This window comes from Candidatus Jettenia sp. AMX1 (genome assembly GCF_030263775.1).
Lineage (GTDB): Bacteria > Planctomycetota > Brocadiia > Brocadiales > Brocadiaceae > Jettenia > Jettenia caeni.
The window spans coordinates 76,639-98,427 of record NZ_SZPP01000014.1; the positions used below are offsets into that span (position 1 = coordinate 76,639).

Sequence of the window (21,789 nt, forward strand, 5' to 3'; positions counted from 1 at the left end):
CTCCATGAACTACCAGACAAAACCAGGAATTGAAACAGAAAAGGATCTTATAGAGAAATGGCTTATCGTTCATAAGCATGTGGGATTCTTTGGAGGCTATCCCCTGGGAGGGTCTTCTCTAGATTCCCGATGCCTGTTGGGTGCAGATATGCTCCTGGTCAAACTCTATACGGAGATTGACCATGATGTTGCGAAGAAACTTCCCCACTTGAAAGGATTCACACGAGAACACGTAGAAGCATACTACGAAAAGAAGTTTAAGTAGCACCGGGAAAATTAACCAGGCACAGGGGATGAAGAACCACGGTTCTCATGATGCCCTCCTTTCATTGTGAAAAAGCTATCGTTATATCAGGATATGAAGTAATCAGTTGAGAATTATGGAGGATTAAAAATGGGTTTATTTACAAAGAAAGTTACTCTGGTTAGTAACAAGCGTAACCTGGGGAAGATTCCTATCCCTGTTGCCAGGGAACTTGTCACTACCAAACATGCACAGATAGTAAAGAGATTTCCTATAGTCATTGGGTTAAAACACGCTGGGAAAGGGAGTGGTATCGCTAAGCCAAAAATTAACTCAACACAGCCACTGAAGAGCATCATTGCCATTGCATCGAAGTGTGTATCGAAAGGTAATCGGAGGACTATTCTCGAAACAATCCGATTCAAAGTTATTGGCAATAAACTTCGCATTGATGCTACCGATCTGGAAGTACATTGTATTGGTTATTTAGAGCTTGGAAAGAACTACACCATTACTACTGAGGGTACTGATGGGATATGTGTCTATGCTAACGACTTGGCAAGGATTATACAATCAAAAGAAGAAACCACAAACATAAGGATTGCAGGAGGAGATGTACCTCAAGTCCATATAGGATCGTTCGTTGTAACAGGAGAGAAGATCGAACACTTCCCCGAAATACCACCACCTGGAAATACCCAGCAGAATTACATCATAAGCGATATCGGGAATAAGCTTGCTTTCGTACAAAAGGCAACATCCAATAACAAGACTAGATCCTCCCTTTGCGGTATCTATTTCGATTTCAAGCAAGGGAATATTATTGGTGCAGATGGGAATCGTCTCCACATGGTACCGGTCAGCAATACCAATCCTGATCCCAATGGCAAAGATATTATAATCCCTTCCAAAATTGCTCAGGTTGCAAAATATCTGACGGGTAAGGTGATCCTTGCAAACAGCACACAAACAGAGGAGGTAAACAAGGGAGATACGGAACGAGAGAAACCAACGAATGCCATATTCGAACTGAACGTGCCGGGGTGTATGAGTTGTACGGTACGATATCAAGCTGTAGATGCCCTGTTCCCGCACTATCAGGATGTAATCCCGAAGGTCTTTGCAAGTGAGTTTCTCGTTGATACAAAAGATTTCCTGGTAAACCTGCACAAGGCAAAACTCTCTGTTTCTGATAGTTACCCTTGTGTAACGGGTACGTTCGATACCGGTCAACTGACTCTTTCTGCCAGAGCCACTGATCGGTCTGCATACGAGGGGATTGTAAAAGGCAAGTATCAGGGACCTGCTTACACAGGGGCTGTAAATCCATGGTATCTTATCGATATGTTAGAGAATATCCCTGATGAGTCAGTTACAATACAATTGCCAGATAAGCCAGGTGATGCATGGGTTATCAAGGGCACATCGGGATACTCGGCTGTGATTATGCCCGTTGAATTACGATAAAACAGAGAGGGAAAGTAGTCTGGTAGATAATCTTACGTAGGAATCAATTTCCTATAGTTAATAGAAGGCGACCCTTTTCAGGTCGCCTTTTTTGTTTCTGAACACGAATGAAAGGAACGATATATGACTCATCAGAAAGAGCACATAACCCCGGAGGTCTTTCAACAGGGTATACATGAGCTTTTCGTATGTTGTAAAGATCCAAGATCAAACCGGAATGATATTGACCGGGCAATCTTTGAAGGTGCATCCTTGATGTGTGCTACCTTACGGCAACTTGGCTATCAGGAAGGGATTGATACCTTTGAAATGATGTGTATGACCATTCCACCACCATCCAATTTTGTTACGACCTTCAATTAACCAGGAGAATTACTGTGAATGACGAGGAATTCAACTACGTGCAACATCAGATTACTACCTTACGCACGAAATTACACCAGTTGGAACAGGAATTTAAGAATATCCAGCAGAGACTATATCCTATTTATGAAATAGAGGATATTAAACCAGAAAAAGTGTAATACTTTTATGATTGTCGTATGAGTAATACAAACTATTCGAAAATTAATGAAGAGAGGAAAGGAGAACTATGGTCACGAATTTACTCACCGCTTCTCATCAGTGGAGAAATAGACCTGCCGATGAACGATTTACTACCGTAGAAGATTTGAAGAATGCAGTTATGAATCGAAGAAGCATTTCTTATGAGGGTGTAGTAGAGGTACAGAAACTGAGCATATCACCAGGCAAGGATGCTATAACCCTCGCCTATGATCATCAGCATCTTGATGTAACCCACTGGTCATTTAACCAACTCTGTCAACTTGCCGGTGCCCCTGCCTCATATCTAAGAACCCTGCCAGGGGATCTCGTTGCTCAAAACCTGAATTATGCATTACCAGGGACACGGCAAAGAGCCAAACTCTTACTTACCGTAAATGGAAGTACAGAGGTCAGGGCATTTACCTCTGAATCCTATGGGAGAATTTGGGATATTGATGTCGTCAGAGCCGTTGAAGGCCTCTGTGAAAGGAATCCCAGTTGGCATAATCCACCCGCTTATAAAAGAAAGGACTCAGACGGTAGGGAAATGGAAAATGCTGGGTTGTATGCTTCAGACCGGGATATATTTCTGTTTCTTATCGATGAAGACCATCACATCGAAGTAGGAAAGGAAGTACTCTCACGGGGATTTTTCATTTGGAATAGTGAAGTTGGCAAGTCAAGTTTTGGACTTACCACGTTTCTCTATCGGTATGTGTGTGGAAACCATATTGTGTGGGGTGCTCATGAAGTGAAAGAGATCAGAATAAAACATTCCCTCAATGCACCAGCAAGGGCTTTCTCTGAAATTATTCCTGCACTCAGTAGATACATTGAGTCTTCAGCAAACGTTGAAACTCAAACCATGAAGAAGGCCATGGAGTATCGTCCTGCAAGGGATAAGGAAGGTACGATTGATTGGTTACAGAAAAACGGCTTTACAAAGGCAGTATCAGAAAAGGCATTTGACTATGCCGTAAAGGAAGAAGGTAACGGAACAAGCCTTTGGAATATCGTACAGGGTTTATCGGCAATGGCACGTGATAAGACACATATTGACCAGAGGGTTGATCTGGAACGACAGGCAGGAAGGTTACTTGATAGTGTATGAATTCATGATTCCCACCCGTGTCTTTATGATGCGGGTAGGAGAAAGGATGAGTATGGGATACCCTAAATACGCATGGGTTGGAAATAGAATCTCAAGGGAAAACATGGAAGTGCTTTACAAATTAAAGGTAGAGATACGGAAACCCATTACCAAAATGGTTGCCGAAGCAGTTGAGTTATATATCTCTACACTAAATAAACGGGAAAAGGAGTAAAGGAATGGATGGCTGGATAAAAAAAGCTAAAGAGAATAGGAAGAAAGGAGATGAAAGCATGTTTAAAAGAGCACAAAAATCACTCAGTAAGGCACGGATATGTCTTTGTGGACCAGCCGGTAGTGGCAAGACCTATTCGGCATTACGTGTTGCATCAGGATTAGGTAACAGGATAGCCATGATAGATACAGAACATGGCTCTGGCGCATTGTATTCAGATATGCTTGACTATGATATTCTTGAGTTACAACCGCCGTTTGATTGTACAAAATACATCAACGCAATCAAAGAAGCAGAGAATCAGGGCTATAACACCATTATTATTGATTCTTTGAGCCATGCATGGGCTGGAGAGGGTGGGTTGTTGGATTTCCATGCAAAAGTAGCTAGCGGAGGTAAGGACAACTCTTACACAGCATGGCGACAGGTTACCCCACTGCATACTGCCCTTATTGAGGCAATGCTGCAATCGAAATGTCATATCATAGCAACAGCACGGTCAAAGATGGAGTATGCAATTGATAAGGATACTTCGGGGAAAACGATTATTAGAAAGATAGGCATGCAGCCCGTTTTCCGTGACGGGCTTGAATACGAGTTTATGATCTTTTTTGATTTGAGTCAGGAACATACCGCAACAGCGACGAAGGACCGGACATCACTCTTTGACGGTAAGTATTTCAAGATAACCCGTGAGACCGGGGAGATGATATATACCTGGCTTACTTCAAACAACGATAAGCCTGTCCTTAATTTAAATCAAACACAGACGCCTATAAATGAGCAGAAAGAGGCGCATAAACTTAGAGATTTGTATTTGCCAAGGAATAAGGAAAAGCTGGACGAGAAAAAGCTCAAACAAAAGGCTTTTGGCGATAATACAGAGTTTTTGAAATGTATAGAGAAGATGAAAGGGCGGGTGGATCCAGACACGTTCAACGAAATATGTAAGCAATATGAACCTCTCGATAAGCTGTATGATAGAGCAAAGCAGATAGAACTCTATAACAGATTAAAAGAGAAAGAACTCTTTGCTATGATGTAATATGTATGAATTTTATTAAAAAGAACCTTTAATGGGTGGCATGGACAAACTTTAGCTGATTACCATGTCAGGCTTGTTTGTCCATGCCAAACTTAGAGGGAGGAAAAAATATGTATAATTACAATTTCCCAAGGAAAGAACCATCAACCTATAATCTTATTGAACCAGGCTATTATGAAATACAGACAGAAAACATCGATGAAAGAAAGACACAAAGAGGCGCAAGAATGATTACCTCTACCTATAGAATCCTGAGCAAAATAGAAAAAGGGAAATTCCCAAAACATCCCAATAACCTGATATTCCACAACATCGTTTTCCCATTAGATCATGATGAACCTGATAAAGCAGCATTTATGCTAGACCGCATCGCCAATTTCCTGAAAATTGGTTGAAAAAAGAATTGACAAACAAAGTAAGATACCAGGAATGGAATGGTGACACACAGCATGCCGTACACTACGTTCTAACAGTAGTAGAAAAAGCCCTGAAAATAACCTCACAGCAATCAAGTAAAGATATGGTATTCCATGTCCCTACAAGCCTTAGCACAGAACGTGAATTTGAAGACGATATCAATAGTGAAGACATACCCTTTTGAGGAAGGCAAAATAAACCAATAAGCCATGTTCAACAGCTTTCGTTGGAGTGTTCAGAATCTGTGTTTTGATAAGATAAAATAGACAAACGATTCAGAGGCACTTATAATAAAGCAGAGTAGCAAGTTAGATGAAGTAAGCAACCGAACAATCTTAAAGCGGGAGTTTAGAATTATGGAAAATATTATGACAAATTTAGAAACACTGGTACGTGAAACACATAAGTCAGAAACAGAAGTAATGGCGCTGGCATTACAGGCTGGACTACGCCAATTAACGCGTGAACTTATTCTTGGTCGTTATTTACGGGGAGAAATTTCTCGTGGTGAAGCTATAGAAGCGGTAGGGATTGACTGGGTAGAATTGGCTGAAAAACAGCGTGATGCCGTGATGGAGGACTTAGCGTGGGCGATGAAGAAATAAAGGCTGCTGTGGCTGATGCAGGTCCGCTTATCCACCTGAGCGAAATCGGCGGTATTGCAATCCTACACATATTTGATGCCGTACACGTTCCGCATGTCGTATGGCTGGAAATTGGTGAACACAGTAAAAACATATCAAAAGAGATACACATTACCAACCACAATTTACCAGAATTGCAAATTTCCGAATTTACACATAAAGAAAAATTAGAGAAATTACATTCCGGAGAGATAGAATGTCTGTATCTCTGTAGACAAATAAATCTGCCAATTTTATTGACTGACGATCTTGCTGTTCGCGAGGCAGCCAAATCTCTTCAAATAACGCCGATAGGTTCGCTTGGCATTGTAATCAAAGCATACAAAAACGGTAAAATCTCATTAGCGAAAGCTGAACGGTATATAAGCGACCTCTATGATATAAGCAGTCTTTTTGTTACTCGGGCAATTGTGGAACTTGTCATTGAACAATTACACAAAAAGATAGAGAGTTGACTTTCTGCAATTAACGAATCTTCGTTAATCGTTACTCTGTAAAAACAATGGTTTGGACATTTTTTCAATAAAAAAATGTCCAAACCATTGTATCTATTTAAATAATAATTTCCGAATATTAAAAGAGCTTCCTGATATTAAACAAAACCTATCTCATAACATAAGAGTTATACTCTTTCTGATGGATGAGATTTCAAAGATTAGCGAGACTGTTTCTAAAACATGTGATATTGGAGTGATCTTTAAAAGTGGCGAAATACTTATAGCAAAAAATGTAAGTATCGAAATGCCAAATTTCAAACTTGAAAGCGTATAGTTCTTAATAGTTTGCTGTAGCAGAAATCGCACAAAAATTGGCTTTTCCAAACAGAGCATTAGATTGTTTTGAATTTCTTAAATTTAGGAAAGTGCCAGACTTCACAATTGCCTTTGATATATACTGTATTTTGTTCAAATTGTAATAGTTGATCAACATACAGTATAGCTTCTGATCCCCAAAACAATTCTCGGACAGCCTAGGAGATTTACCCCTACTATTCTGGCAATCTTTGCCAATAAAAGGGCATTACAGGTGTTCTAAAATGTCGGCTAGCAATTAGATCCAATGCTGGAATACCAGATCTCAGAGATGATATTTTATTGGGCTCAATAGTGTTAACTTGAACTTTCTGAAATTTGTTCTTTAATTCTTCTAACGAATCAGGCAATTCAATACGTACTTCAGTTGATCCACTCTGATAAGCAGCATTAGTTTTATATAGATAGTTATCTGTCTCTTCATCTGGATACCAAAGCTGTAAATTAACGAATAAAAAGGCATCTTTAATAGTTCTTTTAATATAATTGTAAGCTTCTTTTAAATCTAAACAAACACACCATTGTGCTAATATAGGCAAAAGAGTCGATAAGCCCATTAATTTTTCTTTATTAATCTTATTGCTAATATTTAATGAAACTAAATCATCAAATGAATCTGTTGAAACAGGAAAATACTTCCCCACGTAATGATAGCTAGAAGCGATATGAGAGATAATATCTTTTATCCAATTTTCTATAAATTGCTTATGACCTGCTAAAGATAACAAGTAAATAGCAAGACAGATATCTATTGAATGAGAATCATAGCAGGGACTATTTGATGCTTGATTATTTTTGATTAAAGCTATTAACGAACTAACAATTGTATTAATATAACTTTTCAAGCTTTCATCTTGTTCATGGATTGAAATCTGTAAAGATACAATTCCAATGATGCTAAGAATTCCAATTTGTTCAAAAATTAATAAGCTTTCTTCAATGAAATGAGTTCCATACCCTGATAACCCATCAAGAGTATGGCAGTTGGCTTGAATCTTTAAAAAGTATTCATTAGCAATTTTTAAAAACGTTTTATAAATTTTGAAATAATAATCTAAATACTTTTCATCTTGTGTTAAATTAAATTTTCGAAGATGTTCCCAACAAAGTAAAATTGTCCTTTCTGAGACAAAAAGTGCAGGTTTTAAATTATCGGAATCTTTTGCCCAATAAAAAAGAACATGTAAACATAAATTAATTAATCGGAATGCCTTGTTTCTCTTTTTCTGAATTGAGTGTGTTTTCTCTTCAGAAAAATCTGAATTAAATAATATACGATCTAATAAATTATAGAAATATTTTGGGTTATAGTCCTCTTCACCAAGAAGAGCTATTGATTTACGAATATTTACTCGTATCTCGTTAGGAAACAAAAATTCATCAAAAAAGTACTTTTCTATAAGTATAGATAGTTTATCCCCGTTCCAAAAATCATACTCTAATTTATTGGGAATACTGCTCCGTTCTTTATATCCTTTCCAGTTTAATTCAACTTCCTGTTTTAAATTACCATTAGTGCAAAGTATAATTTTTTTAGTTAAATCCTCATATTCTTTTTCAATATGACTTACTAGGTAGATATCTTTTATCTCATTCAAAGTAGGTCTAATAGATTGTTCATTGTTATCCCAATCTGATCGTCCTATGTTCCCTTGCTTTACTATTATTAAAAAAACCTTTTTTATTCCATCCTCGTCTTTTCCAACGGCTTTGATATCAACACCGTATTGCCGAACACCAATTTGTGCTTTACTAAGAGGTTGTATATCCATTGCTAAAAGCAAATCTGGTATTAAAGCATCAAGTCCTTTAGATTCTTTTAGCATTTCAAGATATTCGCGGATAATTAATTTCATTATACACCTCGCTTAGCTAACTGGCACTTGAATCTCTTTATGGCAGATGATACTGGTGAAATTAATTCAGTTCTCGGTACTTCTACTGAAGTTGAAATAGAGTTTAAGTAATTCCTTTCACTAAATTTATTATCACACCAATGAAACCACGAATGACCGTACTTAATGGTAATCCGTTCGGTAATTGAGAAAAAAATAGAATTCTCTTGAGCTTTTTCAAATGTAGACATTATGTTTTTTTGCTGTTCGAGTTCAATTTGATATCGTTGTGCATTTGTTGACTTAAACTCTTTTAGTCGTGGCAATTCATTTAACGCCGAAAGATACTTCTTAGTATAATCCAGGATAATTGTAATAGTATTCTTTATGAAACTGTCCTCAATTAAAGAAATTTCCTGTAATTCTAAAAAATCAATAACTCTTTTTGGATAATCACGACTTATGTGAGAGATGAATGCATTAACAACAATCTGTTTTAATCCTTCATCTTTATTTGATCGTTGAAGTACAGAAAAGGTTAAATGACATAGTAATGAAGAATCAAAGACATGGCCTAATATCTTACGAATTATAAATAATATATCTTCGTTATCAAATTGATCAATTAAGGTCTTACTTAATTTAATACAATTTATTTCACAGATTTTGAGGTATCGAACTATACTTGCCGAAACAAAATGGAATTTATAATCATCATCATTAAACCACATGGTTATATAATATTCTATTACATCCTTGTTTTTGACAATGACTCGCAAAGTAGAGTCAAAATAATCTGCAATATTATTATTTCTTAAAATTTCTATAGGTTGATTCTTAATCCAATTGTATAAGAATTGTTCAACTAACTTGGAGTCAATTTCTAATTTTAGAATATCTGCTAAAATTAAATCTAATTTATCAATGACTATTTTCTGCTGATAGCTAATTTGGGCTAATTTAAGAAGGCTTTCTTTAAACCAAACTTCACGAAACGAATCTTTCTTCCATCTAAATAAAGTAACTGAAATTTGATATTGAACTTCCTGTTCTTGAATATCCGCTAATTTGACAATAATATCTTTAATCTCTGTTTTTAGTGGAATTAAACGACCTAAGCTATGAACAACTGAAGCTTGAAGATTGATATCTTCTTTAGACAATAGTGATTTGAACTTCTCAAGTGTTTGATTAAGAAATTCTTTATGCTGTGGCAATTCATAAGAAAACAGGCCTAATGCATTAATAGCTGCATAAGAGATAAATTTTGAGGGATTCTCCGCTAAATCGAGAGCATATCGATGTGCTTTTTCAAAATCTTGAGTTGAAAGCGTTACAAGAATTACTGATATATAATCAGTATAAGCCTCCTCATTATGAAGAATCATTTTTTCCAATAATGATCTACCAATGTCAGGTTGTAATGATACTAATTTGCCAATCGGCTCATGTAAGATACCCGATGCAAGGTCTCCTTTCATTTCCTTATAGAGAATTATGAGAAGTTCGAGTAAAGAGTCTATATCTATAACAAGATCAGAAATCGTATCTTTTATAATAAGTACGATATCCCATGTATTGGTACCATTTTTTATTGTATCAATGGCAAGTTTTAAAAAATTTATATGATGCTTATTATTCAATATTTGAATACATTCAGAATAAGTCTCAATTTTTTCAATGTTTTCATATTCCCAAATACTAACGATTTCATTAATGATTTTACTTGGATTATTGATATTTGGCAAAAGAACTTCGTTTACAATTCTTATGGCTTCAATTTTAGTTGATGACAATCTATGAATCCTTTTATTAGAGAATTGGATAAATGTACAGGTTAATAGCGCTAATATAGGAGTATAGCTTTAAAATAGAGATTATCGGTTAAATTTATTTCATAATGTTTTACAAGGGTATTCTATGATGTTATCTGGCTATCATTATACACTTTTTGAACCTCTTTGTAAAATTTTACAAGAGTGGGTAATAATTTTGCCTTTTGAAATTCACTTTTAGTAAGATGATGTGCTTATAGGATTGTGCTTAAAGTTTAAAATTAAAGACATTTAGTTGAAAAAGTATCTACAGAAGATTATAGTATTGTCTTTCTTTACTCAGAAATAGTTTTGAATATAAGTTCTCTTTGAAATGAGAATGTTATTTCCAAGTTTTGTAGAACTGAAATATAAGAATGTGTTTTTGATCTTCAACCTATTGTAGCGCTACAAGTTATGCAAAATTAATTTTAATAAATAAGGTATAAATTTAATTCTTTAAGTAAACTTCAAATAAGGATAATATGAGCTATTCATCATATTTAAAGCCTAGATTAGAAACCATCTCTGAAGAAGGTGTTGAAGGAATTATAGATGTAGCTAATTTAAATTCTAGTAATACAAAAAAAATCGAGGCTGATCCTGAGTTATTTTTCAATCTTACTTATCCAACATCAGATATTCAGAAAGTTCTTGAGCAAATAAATATAAGGTTTTCCTCGCAAAAGAACTCGTCTGGTCTATTCCTTTTTGAAGGTTTAAAAGGTAGCGGCAAATCACATCTTCTTCTTTTGACTTACAATCTTTTTAAATATCCCGTAATTGCACAGAAGTGGATTAACCAAAATAATCTACAGTGCTCTATTCCTAATGACATTATTGTTTTTATAAATAAGTTTACGGATACACCATATAAGTATATTTGGAAATTGATATTTGATAAGTTTGATAGGAAAGCTCCGGAAGGAATAACACACCCTAGTCTTCAGGAATTTAAAGAAGCTCTTGGAGATAAGAGGATTATTCTTATATTTGATGAACTTGAACAAGGTATAAAGGTGATTGATGATACTGCGATTCGGGCACAAAATATTGCTTTTTTACAAATGCTCTCGGAGTTTAGCAATAGATCAAAACAAGTTACAATGTTTGCGAGCATTTATAGCGATAGAGAAGAACCAGGAAGTACGTTGAAGCGGGTCCCGAGATGTATTGTTAAGTTTGATAATGCAAAAGATCAGTGTAATATAATATTGCATCGTTTATTTGAAAATTGTTTAGCATTTAACACTAAATCTATCATACCTATTGTAGATAGTTATGTAAACATATGGCAAAAACATATTTCATCAGATATAGAAGAGTTGAAAAACAGATTTCAAGAAACCTATCCATTTTCACCTTCATTAATAGATATTGTTTTGAAAAAAATACCAGCAAGAGGTGGTTTCCAGAATGTGAGAGGTGCCCTTTCCTTCCTTGGAAACCTTGTTAAACTTACTCATACTAAGAATGATATTATCACACCAGCCGATGCCTCCTTAGAAGATAAAGCGAACACCATAATGCTAAGAGACTTAGATATTGGAGGAGATCTTATAAACAGAGCAGTAGAGAATATGGAGGAACTGAAGTCAAAAGTACCAATAGCAAGTAGGCTAGCTTCCTCCGTCCTTCTTTACTCACTTACAGGCTTTGGAGTTGATAAAGGCGGGTCTCGTAATCAGCTTGTATCAGATATTCTTTCTCCAACTATAGACATTAATGCTTATAATCTTGCAATAATGAGTTTCCAGAAATATGCCTCTTATTTTCATACGGATGGGGATAGGTTTTACTTTGATATTGAAGAACAACCTGAAGCAAAGGTTGAATATCGATCTCTTAATTATCAGGATGACCATGCTAGGAGTTTTATTATAGATATAGTAAAATCCGAAATATTCAGAGAAACATCAAGTACTATTGTACTTACCTCTGTAGAGCAAACAAAGCAATTATTAAACGATTTTGATAAAAATCGTCTGAGATATGTGCTTACTGGACGTCGTTTAATACAGGAGGAAAGGCATAATATCTATTATGGTATGGACATGAGAAACCTTATCCTTTTACTTGAGCCGAAAGATGATACATTTCAATTATTATCTGACAGGGATCTTTTAAAATGGGCAAAGAGGGCTATCGCTGCAAAGGAACTTGCTGAAAATGCGCGAAATACTTCACGAAAATCTGATTTTGAAAGAATTGCACGAACAGATCAATCATATATTATTGAACGGATTAAAAGAGCAGGATTGGTCTTTATTCATTGGATAACATACGGTTCAAATGTACGTGATGACCAAATAGAACTTGAGCCTCTCTCCAAAGATTTTAATAAAGATAAAGTTCTTGAATCCCTTAGTCATGACTATTTTCCCTTGCTGAGGATAAAGGAACATCTCGAATCGCGGCTTGACCATATAAAAGAGAAACTCGTTAAAGATATAGATGCAGAATATAAAGCAACACTCGGTTTTCCCATCGTTACTTATCAGTTGCTTACAAAGGCTGTAAGGGAATTATGCAGAGAGGGTTTAATTGGAATACAACATAGCAAGCGTTCTTATTGTAGAGAATATATCGATCTTTCAGAACCAGAATTCGTCAATGCCAAGGTTATTGATCCTATTCAGGAACAACCAACTTCTCCACTACCTCAACCTTCGCCTGCTTGCGCACAGTGTGGACAAAAAACATGTGTATGTGGAGAACCTTTACCACAATCCACATGTCCAAAATGTGGTCAAGAAACGTGTATGTGTCCCAAAAAAGAAATGGTTTCCTTGAAAATACTTCCCAAAACAAGCATCGAGAATCTCAGAGAGGAAACTGCCTCCAGGTTACAGCAATATCAGGACTTAGAGATAATAAAGGTTTGCTACAAGATATTCTATCAAAAAAATGATATCGGAGATTTGAGTACAATTCCTAATTTACTAAGGGGAAATCTTAATGGTCAAGGTGATGTTACTGCTGAAATAGCCATTACAAAAACTGGCCGATTCTCAAAGTCTCAGATAGAACAACAGATCGAATCCTTACCGTCAATATCTGGTGCAGATTATTCTATAGACATAACATTAGAAATAAATAAAAAGGGCGGCTGATTGGAATATTTCAATCTCTCATTACTTGAAAAACTGACCAATGCCGGGCCAAGACTAGCCTGGATTAAGAAATGGCTTATAGAAGAAGTATGGAGCCTTTCGCATTATCAAACAGTTAGTCCCATAGAATATCTCAAAAAAGGCGAAGTGTCTGTCAACAGATTCGAAACCTTAATATCCGCTTCGGCCGATAGAATTTATGGGGAATTGTTATCACCACCAGATCCCAGCAAAAACCTATTAACCATTCTTTCCGACAACCAAACTGCCATTGTGGTATTTGACGGCCTTTCCCTGCGGGAAATTCCCATTATTATAAAACTTTCTGAAAAATCAGGTTTCAAAATTGAGGAAATAAGTTGTTCACATGCCGCTATACCATGCGAAACGATTGACTTTATAGAGCGTGAATTGAAAGGTACACGAGTTGGGCCTTCGCAGCTTGTTGGTAGAAGGGAACTCACTGAGCGGGGAATTACGGCTATGTATTCCGGAAGCCCAACTCATAGTTTAGGCAATATAAAAGAAAATAATGCATTGCTTGTATGGTCTGCATTTCCTGACAATACATACAAAGACAGCGGAGCACGATTTGACCATCACTTTGAAAATATACAGATTCAATTTGAAACAGCCTGGATGAACACCGTACAACAGATAAAAGGGAAAAACAGGATAATAATTACCAGTGATCATGGTTATATATTCTTTGGCACGGGAATGGATTTTGTGAGAAGTAGTCAAGAGATACAAAAACTGAATGAATATTTTGGAAATGATCGATATGCCTGCCTTAGAGAAAAGTCCAATCCTCCACTATCAGATGATATTGTAAGAGATAACAACAAACGGCTTGCTATGATCAAAGGCCGTGTAAAGACCAGGTCTACAGGGGATGCAGCAACAAAATTATATAAGCACGGGGGACTCTCTTTAATGGAAATGCTGACGCCGTGGATCATTTTGGAGACATAAGGTTTTGACGAAACGTGCAATAGAGGAATCTTTCCCAATCGTTGAAATAAATAGGCTGGCAGTGCCGGAACGCAATGCATTTAAACCTATTTATCAGATGCATAAGTGGTTTGCCCGCAGGGCGTCGTGCGTATTCAGGGCGATACTCCTGGCATCTATGAAGCCTATCGGAACGGATATCATGGAGGAGTTTTACAAAGATCATACAAATGATCCTGATACAAATAACGTAAAAATTCTTGACCCGTTCATGGGAGGTGGTACAACCGTTGTCGAGGCGTTGCGTCTTGGCTGTCATGTGACGGGTATTGATTTAAATCCTGTTGCCTGGTTTATCGTAAAGACAGAGGTAGAACCGGTTGATATTGACAGGCTCATGGATGCATTTAAAAGACTTGAGGAGCGCAAAACCAATTCTGGAAAATCAGTAAAAGAGGAACTGCTCAGTCATTACAAAACAGAGTGTCCTTGCTGTGAAGCTGGCAGGGAAGGTGCCGACATTATTTACACCTTCTGGGTAAAATCCGCTATCTGCACAAACCCAAATTGTAAACAGGAAGTCCCTCTTTTTAGCAATTATACTATTGCTCAAAAAGCGCCAACAATAAGGTACTTACCCGACTATGAATGCAGGTATTGTGGAAAGAGGTTTGATATGGATATTGAACCTGCTTCCCTGATAGCAGAAAAAACACTCACAACGTATAATCTGAAGGATGCGTCCGGAGAACTACGCTCCCATAAACGGTGGGCATTACGTGATAATATGACACACAGGGCTATATGTCCCTGGTGCTCTGCAGAAAATGTACAAGCAAAAATCAAATCGCTGAAAAAGGAAAAGAAAAAAGTACCTCTTACCGTCCTGCTTTGCCCCCATTGTTATACTGTCTGGCAGTATCGTGGTACTTTACCCGAAGATGTTTCTTGCCCTATCTGTAAAAAAGATTACAATCCGAACAAAGGAAATGTTACAGAAAAAGGCTCCTTTGTTTGCCAATCATGCGGCACAAAGGACAAAATTATCAATTCCATACGAAAACTGCCACAGGAGCAACTGCTTCCAACCAGACCATATGCCCTGGAGGGTTACTGCCTGAAATGTGCTGGCTATGGAGACGAAAAAGACCTTTTCAACAATATGATAAAAACCAAAAAATTATCCCATTCTTGTAATATTAACAAAAACAATGGAAAGTTTTTTAAAAGGATAAATCCCTCAGACCTGAAACGCTATCAGGATGCAGAAAAGAGATGGGAAAAAGAAAGAGAAGCGCTTCCTTATCCAAGACAGGAAGTTCCTATCGGAGAAAAAACGAAATCGGGCTTAATTGCACATCATTATAGATACTGGCATCAGATGTTCAATCCGAGACAACTCCTCTGTTTGAGCACACTACTCAAGGCAATTGGTGAGGAAGAAGATCAGGTATTGAAGGAGATGTTGCTGAGTGGTTTTTTCAATACTCTAAACAATATGAGCGATTTTACAAGCTATATATGGCAGCGTGATTGCACACGTCAGGTATTTGCACGACATGATTTTGCTTCTAAAAACACGCCGTGTGAAAGCTCTATATGGGGAGCTGAAATGGGTATGGGCTCTTTTAGTACTTACTATAATTCTGTTATTGAAGCCAAACAATTTATTAATAAAACATGGGATTATTATAAGAATGATGGGGAAAATAAAAAAATTGAAAATGATGGCATTAAGGGTGATAAAGATTTGCATTGTTTTTCTTCCTCTAATTTAACAGAAGCAAAAAAATTCAACCATGTCATTACAGACCCGCCGTATGCCGGCAACGTTAATTATTCTGAACTTGCCGACTTCTTCTATGTCTGGCTTAGACTATTGCTTTCAAAAACATATTCTCATTTTTCACCTGATGTAACTCCAAAGGTAGAGGAAATAATTGTAAATCCCACGCGTGGCAAAACTGCGAAAGATTATAAAGAAGGACTTACTAAAGTATGGAGAAAATGCTATGAGTACCTCGAATATGAGGGCCTTATGGTTTTTACCTTTCATCATGCGGAAGGAAGTGCATGGGAATCGCTTCTTGAATCTGTTTGTAATGCGGGTTTTTTTATAGAAGCCGTCTACCCCATACACGGCGAGTCGGAAAGTTCTTTGCATCTTATGGATAAACAGTCAATTTCCTATGACCTCATCCATGTTTGTAAAAAAAGACAGGACAATGGCGATATAAAGAAACGTTCATGGGCTGGGGTAAGGCATGAGATACGTACAAGGGCACGAGAAGAGATTAACAGGATTGAGGCTGGCAGATATGGGAGTGAAAAACTCTTACCCGCAGATATAAACATTATCCTTATAGGCAAATGCCTTGAGTTATACAGTAAACACTATGGTTCCATTATTGATCATAATGGGGATGTTGTACCTCTTCAAGAAGCCCTTGTCTCTATACGGATGATGGTGGAGCAACTCATCAATACGCAGCATCCGTTACCCTCAGAACTTGAGCATATAGATCCCATAAGCTATGTGTATCTCACCTGTCTTTGTGATAGAAAAGAGATTCAAAGCGATGAGGTACATAAAGCAACTCGTGGTATTCTTGAGATTGATGCCATGATGAAGGCTGGCGTTATCCGAAAGGGCAGGGCAAAACGCGGCAGAACCTATGAGGTGAAACAACCCGAAGAACGATATAAAGAGCTCCAGGTGCTTTTTAAAAAAGATACAAAGAATTTTCATCAGTTAAAGCTCTTTCCGGAGATGGAAGAGGAAAGGTTTGATAATGTGGCGCTGGTGGATGTCATTCATTATCTTATGGGACTTGCCAATGCCTCAGAAAATCTAACGTTATGGTTGAATGAGTTTAGACAGGTAATTCCACAGGTCCGTGTTGCCTTGGAATATTTGAAGATACGGAATCGTACATTTCAAGAGCCAATAAACAAGATTTTAAGTCTGATTGAGGTATGATAGATGCCAGGTTACGAAATAGTAGAGCATAAATATCTTAAACCTTACAGAGAAGATGGTATCGGACCAAACGAAATCAAGATTGGATTTTTAGATTTCCTTAGAGAAATAAAAAATTATCCAGATGGGATATCCCCTCGCTCATCTTTTCTTGTTTATGGGATAGAAGAAGTGCTCTATATGACAAAATATGAAGACAGATTACCTATTGCGCGAGAAATTCACAAAATTTTGCAGTCAGCAGCATCTACGCTTACACGGAAATTGATACAAGTTCAGATAGTATGTAAAGGCAGGCTTGTAAGAGGTGAATCTCTCTGGCTTGAATACCGTGGCGAAAACCTTCCAATAGATCTTATCTTCGGATCAACTGCAATCAATAACGTCCGGGGAGCAAATATATATACAACAAGCTTCAATCTGTCTTCTTGATGATATCATGACTATAAAAGAAAACATAAAGGTAAAAGTTAAGTATCGTTCAGAATTGGGCTCAGGGGAAGTGATTCGTGTTTGCGAAGATCATGGCGAATACATGGTTGATATAGTTTTTGAGAAAGATGGAAAGAGAATTCTTGAGACATTTCCTGAAAAAGTAGTCGAGCCTGTTGACGATATTCTTCAAAAATTTGAAAAGGGCTTATCTGATAGACCTGTAGATTTTTTCCTTAAACAACTTGCATATCAGCTTCCTCTTGAGAACTCCGGTGGAGAGTTATCAAACAGCAAAGCAGACCTTCTTCCTCATCAAATATTGCTGACTCACAAAGTAGTTGAAGAAAGGAGAAGAAGATTCCTTATTGCTGATGAAGTTGGACTTGGAAAGACTATTGAAACTGGAATGATAATAAAAGAACTTCTTTCAAGAAAGGATGCAGACCGAATACTCATTATCTGCCCGGCAGGACTTACGGTAAACTGGCGGAATGAACTGAAGGATTGTTTTAGATTGTATTTTGACATATTTGGGAATGATTTCACCGATAAAAATCTCTATGCGTGGGAGAAGCATAACCATGTAATAGTCTCAATTGATACAATCAAGAAACCGTCTCGACTTGAAAGACTTATGAAAGCACCTGGATGGGATATTATTATCTTTGATGAGGCTCACCATCTTAGCAGGAAAAGGTATGGAGAAAAAATTGAAGTTACTCAAAACTACCGGCTAGCAGAGAAAATGAAAGGAATAACACGTGATATGCTTTTTCTTTCTGCTACACCACATCAAGGGGACAGTTATCAGTTCTGGTCATTGATACAACTTCTTGATGATCAGCTGTTTGAAAGTCCTGAAGCAATGATAGACCACAGGGGATTACTTGGACGCGTTATGATAAGAAGAATAAAAAAGGAAGCAACTGATATTGAAGGCAATGCAATATTTATGAGACGTAAGGTTCACTCGCAGAAGTTTGGTCTTTCAATTAAAGAGCAACGGTTTTACGAGAAACTTACAGAATATCTTAAAGAAGGATATAATGCTGCAGGACTAGGAAATGACAAGACCACAAAACAGCAAAGAGCTGTTGGTTTTGTTATGGCAACATTCCAGAAAATTATGTCGTCCAGCCCAAGAGCTATTAAGCAAGCATTAAGAAGAAGATTGTTAGCTATATATGCAAGAAGACAAATGGCTCTAGAGAATGGTATTTATGGTTCGATTACCAGAGAAGAAAGCTCCAAACAAATAATAAGATACCAGGAGGAGATGCGTAAGATTATTATTGAACTTTTAGCATACGAAAAGGAAATCATTGATTACACAGACGCCGATACGTATATATCTAAGTTAAAACAAAGGATTAAAAAGCGACCAAAATTTGATGAAGAAATAACTAAATGGGCACTTGATGCACAAGAAATGAGCGATGACATTATAGAAGTGCCTGCAAATATTCCTCATGAAGATCAAAAAGTAAAGGAGTTGATAGGGCTTATAGATGATGGTCCAGACAGAAAATTTAATACTTTGGTAAGGGCGATAGAACAGATAAGAAGTGAAAATAAAAAGGAGAAAATTATTATATTCACACAGTATCTTGAGACCCTTTACTTTTTAAAGAAAGAACTTGGCAAATATTATGATAGCAATAGAATTGCTGTAATTAAGGGTGGTCCTCTTGATGATAAAATAGCATCGTGTGAATCATTCTGGGAAGAGAATAGAGCCCAATTTCTCATAAGCACTTCTGCTGGAGGAGAAGGAATAAATCTTCAAATATGTAGAATCCTTTTCAATTATGACCTACCCTGGAATCCTATGGCAGTAGAGCAAAGAATAGGAAGAATACACAGGTATGGTCAAACAGATACAGCGCAGGTATATAACCTTATTGCAGAAGGAACGATAGAAGAGAAGGTCTATTCGATACTTGAACAAAAACTCTTCGAAATAGCAAAAACCATAGGAAAAGTTGATAATGTTACTGGTGAAATAGCTGAAGATTTTAGATCAGAAATTTTAGGTTTCCTTAGTTCTTCTATAAATTACAATGATTTGTACAAGGAAGCCTTGATTAATAAAAATTATAGAAGAACAGAAGAAGAAATATCTGAAGCATTGAAACAGGCCAGGGAGTCAAGTAATGCTTTAAGACAATTAACACAGGATTTAAAAACATTTAATCTCGAAAGTTATATTGAACTCAAAGGTAATTATACGCTTGAAGATTTGAAAACTTTTTGTGAAAAAGCAATTATAAGCCTTGGTGGAAGCTTTATTCCCTCTGGGAACATCGACAGCATTACAGTTCCACCTGTGCTTAAAAAATATGCTGGGGTATCATCACAATATGAAAATGTAACATTCTCAAGAAAAGTAGCCACCAAGAAAAAAGGCATCGATCTTATGGGTATTGGTCATCCTTTAATAGATTCATTAATAGATTATTACAAAAGTGATGCTATCTCTGGGGATGTTTTGATATCACAAAATGATGGAGTACCTGAAATATTCTCAGCCCGGTACATATCTATAATAGATTTTGAAGATAGTACAAAAAAAGAATTATACAAGGAACTTATTTTATTGGGTACCCATGTAAAAAGCGATATTGAACTTCTTACGCAAAGAAGATGGAAAGATAATAATTATACTATTTCGAACTCAAACGAAATAAATAAACAACTTTCAATGCTTATTCGCAATTACGAAGCCAAGCTTAGATCTGAATATAAAGGTGTTTTGAGTATTAGATCAAAATGTGTTGGAATTATGCAGGTTAATAATAATTTTTAAGAAATGATTATATACAATGGTTCGGGCATTTTTTTATTGAAAAAATAAAAGAAAAAGTACCATATAACCTCACGAGAGAATTTTACGAGAACCACAATAAGAGGATATATGGCACATGCAACTTGCAGAGACGATTTTACACCAAATGAAAGACATACGTAAATCACGGGTAAAATTTATGGTTGTTTTGTTCAAAACAGCACTCTCACTCATGGGCAGAGTCAACTTTTCACAACTCAGCCGTTATAGTGCGTTGAATGAGAAGACCTGTTCACGGAATTTCAGGCGTTCTTTTGATTTCGTTCACTTCAATAGTTTATCAATCGAACGTGTATATAATCCCAAGAAAGACTATCTCCTGGCAATCGATGCTTCTTTCATTCCCAAAAGTGGTAAAGCAACCTATGGTTTAGGGAACTTCTGGAACGGCGTACAGAACCGTTCCACAAAAGGTCTCGAAATTTCCACGATTGCCTTAGTCGATGAAACATACAACACAGCCTATACCTTGAGTGTCAAACAAGTACCTCCGTCCAGAGAAGATTCAGAAGAAAACGCCATTGACTTCCCGATAAATCATATTAAGATGCTGAAACAAGAAAGCATCACCGTTGCCTTGCATCAGTACATCGCAAGTGGCGGATTTTATGCAAAAAGACGGTTTGTCAACGGCACTCTGGAAGCCGGGTTTCATGTGATCAGCAAACTTCGCAAAGACGCCAATCTCAGATATCTCTCTGAAGCGTCAACGTCTCAGCACAAGAAACGGGGACGTCCTAGACTTTATGAAAGCAAAATCAATCTGGATTCCCTTGACTTGTCAAAGCTCTCCTATCATACAATTGATGAAGAGATACGGCTCTCTAGCGGTATCGTGTACCGTGTTTCTCTGAAAAGGAAGATATATCTTGTCTCTGTCGTACATACTGATACCAAGGGCAAACAATCCTATGCGTTGCTTTTTTCAACTGATGTTACCCTGGATACCAGCCACCATATATCGCTCCTATACTGCATGTTTTCAAATGGAGTTTGTGTTTCGAGACGCTAAACAGTTTACGGGTCTTACCCATGTCAGGCACGAACAAAAGAGAGCCTTAATTTCCATTTTAATACGATTTTGAGACTTCTCAATCTTGCATGCATTGAGCATCGGATGAACTATCCGTTATCAGACAATGAAGGATTTTCTCTGGCCTCTCTCAAACGAACTTATACGAACGAATTCCTGCTCAACTTATTTTTATCAAAATTAGAACTTGACCCTAACAATGAAAAAATACAATCAGTTTATCAAGAACTGAGAAATTACGGCACTATTGCCGCTTAAATTTGTCTAAACTATTGTAAAA

Annotated in this window: 20 protein-coding genes; 18 read left to right on the plus strand and 2 right to left on the minus strand. The window is 36.8% G+C overall.

The window, feature by feature from the left end; genetic code table 11:
• Window positions 1–4 precede the first annotated feature (4 nt).
• The 11 genes from FBQ94_RS05275 (at window position 5) to FBQ94_RS05325 (ending at window position 6,143) form a co-directional block, all read left to right on the plus strand.
• On the plus strand, window positions 5–265 hold the full coding sequence (locus FBQ94_RS05275; protein WP_007220947.1) for a hypothetical protein: 261 nt from the start codon (window positions 5–7) through the stop codon (window positions 263–265).
• Window positions 266–394: 129 nt separating this feature from the next.
• Window positions 395–1,711 (plus strand): beta clamp domain-containing protein, encoded by a 1,317-nt coding sequence (locus tag FBQ94_RS05280; protein ID WP_007220946.1) that lies wholly within the window; start codon window positions 395–397, stop codon window positions 1,709–1,711.
• A 123-nt stretch (window positions 1,712–1,834) separates the two neighbouring features.
• Window positions 1,835–2,074 (plus strand): hypothetical protein, encoded by a 240-nt coding sequence (locus tag FBQ94_RS05285; RefSeq protein WP_007220945.1) that lies wholly within the window; start codon window positions 1,835–1,837, stop codon window positions 2,072–2,074.
• 14 nt (window positions 2,075–2,088) lie between these two features.
• The gene (locus FBQ94_RS05290; RefSeq protein ID WP_285442029.1) at window positions 2,089–2,235 is read left to right on the plus strand and encodes a hypothetical protein; all 147 of its coding nucleotides are present in this window, start codon (window positions 2,089–2,091) and stop codon (window positions 2,233–2,235) included.
• A gap of 68 nt (window positions 2,236–2,303) precedes the next feature.
• Window positions 2,304–3,368: a DUF932 domain-containing protein gene (locus FBQ94_RS05295; protein ID WP_007220944.1), complete on the plus strand. Its 1,065-nt coding sequence runs from the start codon at window positions 2,304–2,306 to the stop codon at window positions 3,366–3,368.
• Window positions 3,355–3,582: a hypothetical protein gene (locus FBQ94_RS05300; protein ID WP_285442030.1), complete on the plus strand. Its 228-nt coding sequence runs from the start codon at window positions 3,355–3,357 to the stop codon at window positions 3,580–3,582. Before FBQ94_RS05295 ends, FBQ94_RS05300 begins: the two co-directional genes overlap by 14 nt.
• 4 nt (window positions 3,583–3,586) lie before the next feature.
• Window positions 3,587–4,627: an ATP-binding protein gene (locus tag FBQ94_RS05305; protein WP_007220942.1), complete on the plus strand. Its 1,041-nt coding sequence runs from the start codon at window positions 3,587–3,589 to the stop codon at window positions 4,625–4,627.
• A gap of 110 nt (window positions 4,628–4,737) precedes the next feature.
• Complete coding sequence (locus tag FBQ94_RS05310; RefSeq protein ID WP_007220941.1) at window positions 4,738–5,022, plus strand: DUF669 domain-containing protein; 285 nt, start codon at window positions 4,738–4,740, stop codon at window positions 5,020–5,022.
• 8 nt (window positions 5,023–5,030) lie between these two features.
• Window positions 5,031–5,228, plus strand: coding sequence for a hypothetical protein (locus tag FBQ94_RS05315; RefSeq protein ID WP_285442031.1), 198 nt, complete (start codon window positions 5,031–5,033; stop codon window positions 5,226–5,228).
• 172 nt (window positions 5,229–5,400) lie between these two features.
• Entirely contained in the window at window positions 5,401–5,649 is a 249-nt protein-coding gene (locus tag FBQ94_RS05320) for a hypothetical protein (protein WP_007220939.1), read from the plus strand.
• Window positions 5,631–6,143: a PIN domain-containing protein gene (locus FBQ94_RS05325; RefSeq protein ID WP_007220938.1), complete on the plus strand. Its 513-nt coding sequence runs from the start codon at window positions 5,631–5,633 to the stop codon at window positions 6,141–6,143. Before FBQ94_RS05320 ends, FBQ94_RS05325 begins: the two co-directional genes overlap by 19 nt.
• Window positions 6,144–6,676: 533 nt before the next feature.
• Here FBQ94_RS05325 and FBQ94_RS05330 read toward each other — a convergent pair.
• Together FBQ94_RS05330 and FBQ94_RS05335 are read right to left on the minus strand one after the other, a co-directional pair.
• Entirely contained in the window at window positions 6,677–8,356 is a 1,680-nt protein-coding gene (locus tag FBQ94_RS05330) for a hypothetical protein (RefSeq protein ID WP_007220937.1), read from the minus strand.
• Window positions 8,356–10,131, minus strand: a complete 1,776-nt coding sequence (locus FBQ94_RS05335) for a hypothetical protein (protein WP_007220936.1) — start codon at window positions 10,129–10,131, stop codon at window positions 8,356–8,358. The genes FBQ94_RS05330 and FBQ94_RS05335 overlap by 1 nt, the downstream gene beginning before the upstream one ends.
• A 503-nt stretch (window positions 10,132–10,634) precedes the next feature.
• Here FBQ94_RS05335 and FBQ94_RS05340 point away from each other — a divergent pair.
• From FBQ94_RS05340 to FBQ94_RS05370, 7 genes are all read left to right on the plus strand, one after another.
• Window positions 10,635–13,262 carry a DUF499 family protein gene (locus FBQ94_RS05340; protein WP_007220935.1) on the plus strand — a complete coding sequence of 876 codons (2,628 nt, stop codon included), beginning with the start codon at window positions 10,635–10,637 and terminating at the stop codon, window positions 13,260–13,262.
• Window positions 13,263–14,237, plus strand: a complete 975-nt coding sequence (locus tag FBQ94_RS05345) for a hypothetical protein (protein ID WP_007220934.1) — start codon at window positions 13,263–13,265, stop codon at window positions 14,235–14,237.
• A gap of 4 nt (window positions 14,238–14,241) precedes the next feature.
• Window positions 14,242–17,196, plus strand: coding sequence for a DUF1156 domain-containing protein (locus tag FBQ94_RS05350; RefSeq protein WP_007220933.1), 2,955 nt, complete (start codon window positions 14,242–14,244; stop codon window positions 17,194–17,196).
• A 3-nt stretch (window positions 17,197–17,199) separates the two neighbouring features.
• A complete protein-coding gene (locus tag FBQ94_RS05355) occupies window positions 17,200–17,628 on the plus strand; it encodes a DUF8076 family protein (protein ID WP_007220932.1) in 429 nt (142 codons plus the stop codon).
• 7 nt (window positions 17,629–17,635) lie between these two features.
• Window positions 17,636–20,437 (plus strand): DEAD/DEAH box helicase, encoded by a 2,802-nt coding sequence (locus FBQ94_RS05360; RefSeq protein WP_007220931.1) that lies wholly within the window; start codon window positions 17,636–17,638, stop codon window positions 20,435–20,437.
• A gap of 115 nt (window positions 20,438–20,552) precedes the next feature.
• The gene (locus FBQ94_RS05365) at window positions 20,553–21,488 is read left to right on the plus strand and encodes a transposase (protein ID WP_007220930.1); all 936 of its coding nucleotides are present in this window, start codon (window positions 20,553–20,555) and stop codon (window positions 21,486–21,488) included.
• 105 nt (window positions 21,489–21,593) lie between these two features.
• A complete protein-coding gene (locus tag FBQ94_RS05370) occupies window positions 21,594–21,767 on the plus strand; it encodes a hypothetical protein (protein ID WP_007220929.1) in 174 nt (57 codons plus the stop codon).
• The last annotated feature ends 22 nt before the right edge of the window (window positions 21,768–21,789 follow it).

Coding starts and splice junctions, on each gene's coding strand:
- FBQ94_RS05280 (WP_007220946.1), top strand. CDS start 395: ATGGGTTTATTTACAAAGAAAGTTACTCTGGTTAGTAACAAGCGTAAC.
- FBQ94_RS05275 (WP_007220947.1), top strand. CDS start 5: ATGAACTACCAGACAAAACCAGGAATTGAAACAGAAAAGGATCTTATA.
- FBQ94_RS05330 (WP_007220937.1), bottom strand. CDS start 8,356: ATGAAATTAATTATCCGCGAATATCTTGAAATGCTAAAAGAATCTAAA.
- FBQ94_RS05310 (WP_007220941.1), top strand. CDS start 4,738: ATGTATAATTACAATTTCCCAAGGAAAGAACCATCAACCTATAATCTT.
- FBQ94_RS05365 (WP_007220930.1), top strand. CDS start 20,553: ATGCAACTTGCAGAGACGATTTTACACCAAATGAAAGACATACGTAAA.
- FBQ94_RS05340 (WP_007220935.1), top strand. CDS start 10,635: ATGAGCTATTCATCATATTTAAAGCCTAGATTAGAAACCATCTCTGAA.
- FBQ94_RS05295 (WP_007220944.1), top strand. CDS start 2,304: ATGGTCACGAATTTACTCACCGCTTCTCATCAGTGGAGAAATAGACCT.
- FBQ94_RS05320 (WP_007220939.1), top strand. CDS start 5,401: ATGGAAAATATTATGACAAATTTAGAAACACTGGTACGTGAAACACAT.
- FBQ94_RS05305 (WP_007220942.1), top strand. CDS start 3,587: ATGGATGGCTGGATAAAAAAAGCTAAAGAGAATAGGAAGAAAGGAGAT.
- FBQ94_RS05360 (WP_007220931.1), top strand. CDS start 17,636: ATGACTATAAAAGAAAACATAAAGGTAAAAGTTAAGTATCGTTCAGAA.
- FBQ94_RS05285 (WP_007220945.1), top strand. CDS start 1,835: ATGACTCATCAGAAAGAGCACATAACCCCGGAGGTCTTTCAACAGGGT.
- FBQ94_RS05355 (WP_007220932.1), top strand. CDS start 17,200: ATGCCAGGTTACGAAATAGTAGAGCATAAATATCTTAAACCTTACAGA.
- FBQ94_RS05370 (WP_007220929.1), top strand. CDS start 21,594: ATGAACTATCCGTTATCAGACAATGAAGGATTTTCTCTGGCCTCTCTC.